Annotated in this window: 7 protein-coding genes; 2 read left to right on the forward strand and 5 right to left on the reverse strand. The window is 67.7% G+C overall.

From position 1 onward, the window contains the following. The coding region (locus G3N92_RS28260; protein WP_206130877.1) for a M48 family metallopeptidase at positions 1-897 on the forward strand (897 nt) is incomplete at its 5' end. A 181-nt stretch (positions 898-1,078) separates the two neighbouring features. On the opposite strand, the gene G3N92_RS28265 is transcribed toward G3N92_RS28260, so the two are convergent. After that, on the reverse strand, positions 1,079-2,029 hold the full coding sequence (locus G3N92_RS28265) for an AraC family transcriptional regulator (RefSeq protein ID WP_206130878.1): 951 nt from the start codon (positions 2,027-2,029) through the stop codon (positions 1,079-1,081). Positions 2,030-2,250: 221 nt separating this feature from the next. Between G3N92_RS28265 and G3N92_RS28270 the strand changes: the two genes are divergently transcribed. Further along, the gene (locus tag G3N92_RS28270; protein WP_206130879.1) at positions 2,251-3,309 is read left to right on the forward strand and encodes an NAD(P)-dependent alcohol dehydrogenase; all 1,059 of its coding nucleotides are present in this window, start codon (positions 2,251-2,253) and stop codon (positions 3,307-3,309) included. A gap of 106 nt (positions 3,310-3,415) precedes the next feature. Here G3N92_RS28270 and G3N92_RS28275 read toward each other — a convergent pair whose 3' ends face one another. From G3N92_RS28275 to G3N92_RS28290, 4 genes are all read right to left on the reverse strand, one after another. After that, positions 3,416-4,186, reverse strand: coding sequence for an exodeoxyribonuclease III (locus G3N92_RS28275; protein WP_206130880.1), 771 nt, complete (start codon positions 4,184-4,186; stop codon positions 3,416-3,418). 64 nt (positions 4,187-4,250) lie between these two features. After that, on the reverse strand, positions 4,251-5,090 hold the full coding sequence (locus G3N92_RS28280; RefSeq protein WP_206130881.1) for a PPK2 family polyphosphate kinase: 840 nt from the start codon (positions 5,088-5,090) through the stop codon (positions 4,251-4,253). A 168-nt stretch (positions 5,091-5,258) separates the two neighbouring features. Next, positions 5,259-6,731, reverse strand: a complete 1,473-nt coding sequence (gene gatB, locus G3N92_RS28285; protein ID WP_206130882.1) for an Asp-tRNA(Asn)/Glu-tRNA(Gln) amidotransferase subunit GatB — start codon at positions 6,729-6,731, stop codon at positions 5,259-5,261. Between the two features lie 4 nt (positions 6,732-6,735). Continuing rightward, positions 6,736-7,776, reverse strand: a 1,041-nt coding sequence (locus G3N92_RS28290; protein ID WP_206130883.1) for an amidase family protein, incomplete at its 5' end; no start/stop codon positions are given.

The raw sequence follows: 7,776 nt of genomic DNA on the forward strand, positions 1-7,776 counted from the left end.
TCGCAAGCCACGGCGGCGGCCCATGCGGTCGCCACCGCGGCCGGCGCGAACCATGCGGGCGGCCCGGTCGCGGCCTACGCGCCGCCGCAACGCGGCGTCCACTACGGCAACGCGTTCGCGTTCCGCAATCTGGTGTCGTCGCCGGTGCTAGAGCAGATCACGGCCGCGCAGTACCAGCAGATGGTGCAGGCCGCGGCGCGCGCCGGCACGCTGGTTCCGGCCACCGATCCGCGTGTGCAACGGCTGCGCGCCGACGTCGACCGGCTCGCGCCGTATGCGGTGAAATGGAACGAACGCGTGAAGGGCTGGCACTGGGAGGTGAACGTGGTGCGCGCCCGCACCACGCGCATCGTCTGCCTGCCGGGCGGCAAGCTGCTGGTCGACAGCGGGCTGCTGGAGCGGCTCCGGCCGAACGACAACGAACTCGGCGTGCTGGTGGCGCACGAAATCGCGCATGCGCTGCGCGAACACGCGCGCGAAGGGCTCGGCGACATGCAGGCGCCGGCCGCGCTCGGTTCGAATCCGATTTCCTCGCTGTACGGCCTGCGGGAACCGCTGCCCGCGCCGCCCGACATTGCCGCGCGGCTCGCCGAGCTGCGCTACGGCGCGACCGACGAGACCGAGGCCGACGTGATCGGCGGCGACATCGCCGCGCGCGCGGGCTTCGATCCGCGCGCGGCCATCACGTTGTGGGACAAACTGGCCGTCGCCACGCGCGGCGACCGCCAGCACGGCTTCATCTACGCGCACCCGTACAGCAAGCGCCGCCGGCATGATCTGATGAAGCGCCTGGCCGACTGGATGCCGACCTACGCGAAGGCGATCGGCAAGCCGGTCGGGCTGCTGCCGCCGTACGCGGGCATCAGCGCGGTGCGGCCGGTTTCGGAACGCCGCTGAAAGCGGGGCCGAGCCGGCCCGGCCTCCTGACGCGTGCTGATCGAGGCGTCGAAGCCGCCTCTGTGCCGGCCTTGTTGCACCATAGCCGGCCGCACGAATCGGCTGCGTCGCGGTTGTGAAACCGCCTTGGCACGCCCTTGCACCGCATCGACGCCGCGCTCACGCAACGTCGATCGCCGCCTCACTCCACCCCCACCGCCTCGTCGCTCGCCACCGCGCCGTTGGCCGACTGCACCCAGCGCACCTCGTCGCCGGGGCTGCGGCCGAACATGCGCTTGAACTCGCGGCTGAACTGCGACGCGCTGACATACCCTACCCGCGCCGCCGCCGCGCTCGCGCTCACGTTCTGCTGCACCATCATCAGCCGTGCGTGATGCAGGCGCGTGGCCTTCACGTACTGCATCGGCGAGGTGCCCGTGACGCGGCGGAAATGCGCGTGGAACACGGCCGCGCTCATGCCGGCCTCGGCCGCCAGCACGTCGACCGAGTGCTCGCCGCCGAGATCGACGTGAATGCGCCGCAGCGCCTTGGCGATCCGGCCGAAATGATGCTGCTGGGCCAGCGCCGCGCGAATCCCGTCGCCCTGCTCGCCGGTCAGCACGCGGTAGCCGATCTCGCGCATGATCGACGGCCCGAGCACGCGCGTGTCGTGCGGCGATTGCAGCGTTTCGAGCAGGCGCAGCACGGCGTCGGCGAGCGGCGCGTCGAGCGGCGTGGAGCAGATGCTGTCCGGCTCGCTGACGGCCGCGCCGTGGGTTTCCTCCAGCAGCATCGCCAACTCGGCGATCACGCCCAGATCGATGCGCACCGTGATCGCCAGGAACGGCCCGTGCGGCGCGGTATAGGTTTCGCATTCGAACGGCAGCGGCACCGACAGCACCAGATACTGCCGCTCGTCGTACACGAACGTGCGCTCGCCGACGTAGCCGACCTTGCGCCCCTGGCACACGATCACGATGCTCGGCTCGTAGAGCACCGGGCAGCGCGGCAGCGTGGCGCTGACGCGCATGAAGCGCACGCCCTCGAGCGTCGCGTCGGTGACGCCGTCGCTCGGCGCGAGCTGGCCGAGCAGCTCGATGATGCGCTGCTGCACGCGCAGGTCGCCATCAGGAATCAAGGGTACGAAGCTCATGGGCCATCCGCTGCCGCAATAGGATCAGGCTTGCAATCTAGCACCGCGGGCGTCCGCTGCGTGCTGCACCCGCACAATTCGAGAGTATTGGGCAAGGCTTCAAGACCTTCAGGTATATCGGCGCTCCCGCCGCATCCTTAGTATGGGAACCCGTTTCGCCCCCGGCCGCCGCGTCGGCGGCCGGGCGAAGCGTTCCGAATTCAACGGTAAGGAGCCCTCCCATGAGCACGACTTACGCCTACGCGGCGCAGAGCGCGACCAGCCCGCTCGCCGCCACCGAAATCCAGCGCCGCGAACTGCGCGATCTCGACGTCCAGATCGACATCCTCTACTGCGGCGTCTGCCACTCGGATCTGCACCAGGCCCGCAACGAATGGAAGAACTCGGTCTACCCGGTGGTGCCGGGTCACGAGATCGTCGGCCGCGTCAGCGCCGTCGGCCCGGACGTCACGCGCTTCAAGGCCGGTGAGCTGGTCGGCGTCGGCTGCCTGGTCGATTCGTGCCGCACCTGCCCGAGCTGCGGCGAAGGCCTCGAGCAATACTGCGAAAACGGCTGGGTCGGCACCTACAACGGCAACGACCGCGTGACGGGCGACCTGACGTTCGGCGGCTACTCGTCGCAGATCGTGGTCGACGAAGCGTTCGTGCTGCGCGTGCCGGAATCGCTCGATCCGGCCGCCGCCGCGCCGCTGCTGTGCGCCGGCATCACCACGTACTCGCCGCTGCGCACCTGGGGCGCCGGCCCCGGCAAGAAGGTCGGCATCGTCGGCCTGGGCGGCCTCGGCCACATGGGCGTGAAGATCGCCCGCGCGATGGGCGCGCATGTGGTGCTGTTCACCACCTCGCCGTCGAAGATCGAGGACGGCAAGCGCCTCGGCGCGCACGAAGTGGTGATCTCGAAGGACGAAGCGCAAATGAACGCGCACCTGAACAGCTTCGACCTGATCGTCAACACGGTGGCGGCCACGCACGACCTGAACCCGTTCCTGAACCTGCTCAAGCGCGACGGCACGATGGCCCTGGTCGGCGCGCCGGAGCACGATCACCCGTCGCCGCAGGTGTTCAACCTGATCATGAAGCGTCGCCGCCTGGCCGGCTCGCTGATCGGCGGCATCGCCGAGACGCAGGAAATGCTCGATTTCTGCGCCGAGCACGGCATCGTGTCGGACATCGAACTGATCAAGATTCAGGACATCAACGCCGCCTACGAGCGCATGCTCAAGAGCGACGTGAAGTACCGCTTCGTGATCGACAACGCCTCGCTGCAGCCGGCCGCATAAGACTGCATTAGGCTGCATCGCCATCGGCGCGCGCCGATGAAAAAACGCCGCCGGGCGCGATCCCGGCGGCGTTTGTCGTTGCATGGCCCGCAATGGGCGATGCCGGTTACTTGTAGTCGTAATCCACCGTCAGCGGCGCGTGGTCGCTGAACTTGATGTCGCGGAAGATCGACGTCTGCTTGGCCGTGCCGGCCACGCCGGCCGTCGCGAGCTGGTAATCGATCCGCCACCCGACGTTCTTCGCGTAGGCCTGGCCGCGGTTGCTCCACCACGTGTACTGGTCGGGACGCGGGTCGAGCGTGCGGAACACGTCCACGTAGCCGACGTCGTCGAACAGCTTCGTGAGCCACGCGCGCTCCTCGGGCAGGCAGCCCGAGTTCTTCTGGTTGCTCTTCCAGTTGCGGATGTCGATTTCCTTGTGGACGATGTTCACGTCGCCGCACAGGATCACCTCGCGCTTGGCCTTCAGCTCGGCCAGGTGCGGCATGAATTCGTCCATGAAACGGTACTTGGCCTGCTGGCGCTCGTCGCCGCTCGAACCGGACGGCACGTACACCGAGATCACCGACAGCTTGCCGAAGCGCGCCTCGACATAGCGCCCTTCCGCATCGAACTCGCTGCTGCCGTAGCCGACGATCACGTCGTCGGGCTCGCGGCGCGTGTAGAGGCCCGCGCCGCTGTAGCCCTTCTTCTGCGCGTGATGGAAATAGCCCTGGAAGCCGTGCGGTGCGACGAATTCGGCCGGCAGATCGTCGGCCGACACCTTGATTTCCTGCACGCAGACGCAATCGGCCGTCTGATCGCCGAGCCAGTCGAAAAAGCCCTTCTTGGCGGCCGAGCGGATGCCGTTCAGATTCGCCGTGATGACACGCAGCATGATGTGATTCCGTTCAGTGTTCGGTGAGTGGGAGGGGAAACGCGCGAGGCGGCCGGCCGGCGGCTCACTCGATCGTCACGCCCTTCAGTTCGGGTTTGGCGGCCGGATAGTCGAGCTTCATCGCCGCCATCTCGCGCAGCAGCAGCTCGGCCACCATGACGTTGCGGTGCGTCTTGGAATCGGCCGGGATCACGTACCACGGCGCGTGCGGCGCCGAGGTGGCCGCCAGCGCGTCGCGGTAGGCGGCCTGATAGGCGTCCCAGTGCTTGCGCGCCTCGATGTCGGACAGATCGAACTTCCAGTGCTTGTCGGGGTTGTCGATGCGCGATTGCAGGCGCTCGCGCTGCTCGCCCTTCGAGATGTGCAGGAAGCACTTCACGATGGTGGCGCCCGATTCGTGCAGCATCGTTTCGAATTCGCGGATCTGCCGGTAGCGGCGCGCGCATTCGTCGGCATCGATCGCGCCGATCACGCGCGGCACCAGCACGTCCTCGTAATGGCTGCGATTGAAGATGGTCAGTTCGCCGGCGGCCGGCGCCTGCGCATGCACGCGCCAGAGGAAATCGTGCGCCAGCTCCACGGCGGTGGGCGCCTTGAACGGCACCACGCGCAGGCCCAGCGGATCGACCTCGTGGAACACGGCGCGCACCGTGCCGTCCTTGCCGCTGGTGTCCATGCCCTGCAGCACCAGCAGCAGGCGCTTGCGCGGTTGCGTGTGAAGGCGGTCCTGCAAGGCATCGATCTGCACCGACACCTCGGACAGCCGCGCGCGATCCGCCTCCTTCGAGCCGGCCGAGAACGGCTTGTCGCCGGCTTCGAAACGGTCGAGCCGGAAGCCGGCCGCGGCCTTCTCGTCGGTGTGATACGGCACGCGGAAATCGTCGAGCGACGCTTGCTTGGCCATCTATGCCTCCGTGCGGAACGGGATTCTGGGTTCGGGCGGCATGCCGCGCGAGCCGCCGCGACACGAATCGTCCAGCATAACGCAACGGGCCGCCGCCGGCTGCCTGCCCGGCGGCGGCCCGTGATCGCGGCCGCATCGGATTCATCGGCCCGATCGGCCGCGCGATGCTCAGCCGAGCTTCTTCTTGAGCAGCTCGTTGACCTGGGCCGGGTTCGCCTTGCCCTTGGTCGCCTTCATCGCCTGGCCGACCAGCGCGTTGAACGCCTTCTCCTTGCCGGCGCGGAACTCCTCGACCGATTTGGCGTTGGCGGCCAGCACCTCGTCGATGATCGCTTCGAGCGCGCCCGTATCCGAGATCTGCTTGAGCCCCTTCGCCTCGATGATGCGGTCGGCGGCGGCTTCGTCGGTGGCCTTGTCGTCCCAGATCGCCTGGAAGATTTCCTTGGCGATCTTGTTCGAGATCGTGCCGTCGGCGATCCGTTGCAGCACCAGCGCGAACTGCGCGGCCGACACCGGGCACGCGTCGATCTCGATGCCTTCGCGGTTCAGCAGCGACGATACGTCGCCCATCAGCCAGTTGGCCGCGGTTTTCGCGTTGGCGGCGCCGGCCTTCGCGACCACGGCCTCGAAGTAGGCGGCCATCGCCTTGCTGGCGGTCAGCACCACGGCGTCATAGGCCGTCACGCCGTACTGCTCGACGAAACGCTGCTGCATCGCGGCCGGCAGCTCGGGCATTTCGCTGCGCACGCGCTCGATCCACTTCGGATCGATCACCACCGGCAGCAGGTCCGGATCGGGGAAATAGCGGTAATCCTGCGCGTCTTCCTTGCTGCGCATCGAGCGCGTTTCGCGCTCGTCCGGATCGTAGAGACGCGTTTCCTGCACCACTTCGCCGCCTTCCTCGATCAGCTCGATCTGGCGGTGCACCTCGTAGTTGATCGCTTCCTCGAGGAAGCGGAACGAGTTCAGGTTCTTGATTTCGGCGCGCGTGCCGAACTTCTCCTGGCCGACCGGGCGCACCGACACGTTCGCGTCGCAGCGGAACGAGCCTTCCTGCATGTTGCCGTCGCAGATGCCGAGCCACATCACCAGCGCATGCAGCGCCTTCGCGTAGGCCACGGCCTCGGCCGCGCTGCGCATTTCCGGCTCGGTGACGATTTCGAGCAGCGGCGTGCCGGCGCGGTTCAGGTCGATGCCGGTCATGTCGGCGAAGTTTTCGTGCAGCGACTTGCCGGCGTCTTCTTCCAGGTGGGCGCGGGTCAGGTTGATGACCTTCGAATAGGCTTCCTTGCCGGCCTTTTCGTTGGCCGGCACCTGGATCGTGACCTTGCCGCCCTGCACCACCGGGATCTCGTACTGGCTGATCTGATAGCCCTTCGGCAGATCCGGGTAAAAGTAATTCTTGCGCGCGAAGATGCTGCGCGGCGCCACCACCGCGTCGACCGCGAGGCCGAGCCGGATCGCGCGCTCGACCGCGCCGCGGTTCAGCACCGGCAGCACGCCCGGCAGCGCCAGATCGACGGCGCAGGCCTGGGTGTTGGGTTCGGCGCCGAACTGCGTCGACGCGCCCGAGAAGATCTTCGACGCCGTCGACAGTTGCGCGTGCGTCTCCAGACCGATAACGACTTCCCACTGGGCCATGTTCTTAGACTCCTGCCGGAACGTGCTTATGCCAATCGGTCGCGCGCTGGAACGCGTCGGCGACCTGCAGCATCCGGGCTTCGTTGAAATAGTTGCCGATGATCTGCAGGCCGACCGGGCGCTGCGCGTTCGCGCCGGCGCCGAAGCCGCACGGCACGCTCATGCCGGGCAGGCCGGCCAGGCTCACGGACAGCGTGTAGATGTCGGCCAGGTACATCTGGACCGGATCGTCGCCCTTGGCGCCGAGATCCCAGGCCACGCTCGGCGAGGCCGGGCCCATGATCACGTCGCACTGCTCGAACGCGTTCTGGAAATCCTGCGCGATGATGCGGCGGATTTTCTGCGCCTGCAGGTAGTAGGCGTCGTAATAGCCGTGCGACAGCACGTAGGCGCCCACCATGATGCGGCGCTTCACTTCCGGCCCGAAGCCTTCGGCGCGCGACTTCTTGTACATGTCGAGCAGGCCATCGTATTGCGCCGCGCGATGGCCGTAGCGCACGCCGTCGAAACGCGACAGGTTCGACGACGCCTCGGCCGGCGCGATCACGTAATACACGGGAATCGACAATTCGGTTTTCGGCAGCGACACCGGCACCAGCGTGGCGCCGAGCGCTTCGTACTGCTTGAGCGCGGCGTCGATCGAAGCGCGCACGTCGGCGGCCAGGCCGTCGCCGAAATACTCGTTCGGCAGGCCGATGCGCAGGCCGGCCAGCGGCTTGCCGGCCGGCGCGTCGGGCGTCCAGCCCTGGCCGACGTAGCGGCCGAAATCTTCTTGGTCGCGTTCGAGGCTGGTGGAATCGCGCTCGTCGAAACCGGCCATCGCGTTGAGCAGCAGCGCGCAGTCGGCGGCGGTTTGCGCCATCGGGCCGCCCTGGTCGAGCGACGAGGCGAACGCGATCATGCCGTAGCGCGACACGCGGCCGTAAGTGGGCTTGATGCCGGTGATGCCGGTAAACGATGCCGGCTGGCGGATCGAGCCGCCGGTGTCGGTGCCGGTGGCGGCGGGCGCGAGGCGCGCGGCCACGGCCGCCGAGCTGCCGCCCGA

It is taken from the genome of Burkholderia sp. Ac-20379 (assembly GCF_017104645.1).
Taxonomy (GTDB): Bacteria; Pseudomonadota; Gammaproteobacteria; order Burkholderiales; family Burkholderiaceae; genus Burkholderia.

Excerpts from the sequence above, each read along its gene's own strand:
- G3N92_RS28265 (WP_206130878.1), bottom strand. The coding sequence starts at position 2,029 with ATGAGCTTCGTACCCTTGATTCCTGATGGCGACCTGCGCGTGCAGCAG.
- G3N92_RS28270 (WP_206130879.1), top strand. The coding sequence starts at position 2,251 with ATGAGCACGACTTACGCCTACGCGGCGCAGAGCGCGACCAGCCCGCTC.
- G3N92_RS28275 (WP_206130880.1), bottom strand. The coding sequence starts at position 4,186 with ATGCTGCGTGTCATCACGGCGAATCTGAACGGCATCCGCTCGGCCGCC.
- G3N92_RS28280 (WP_206130881.1), bottom strand. The coding sequence starts at position 5,090 with ATGGCCAAGCAAGCGTCGCTCGACGATTTCCGCGTGCCGTATCACACC.
- gatB (WP_206130882.1), bottom strand. The coding sequence starts at position 6,731 with ATGGCCCAGTGGGAAGTCGTTATCGGTCTGGAGACGCACGCGCAACTG.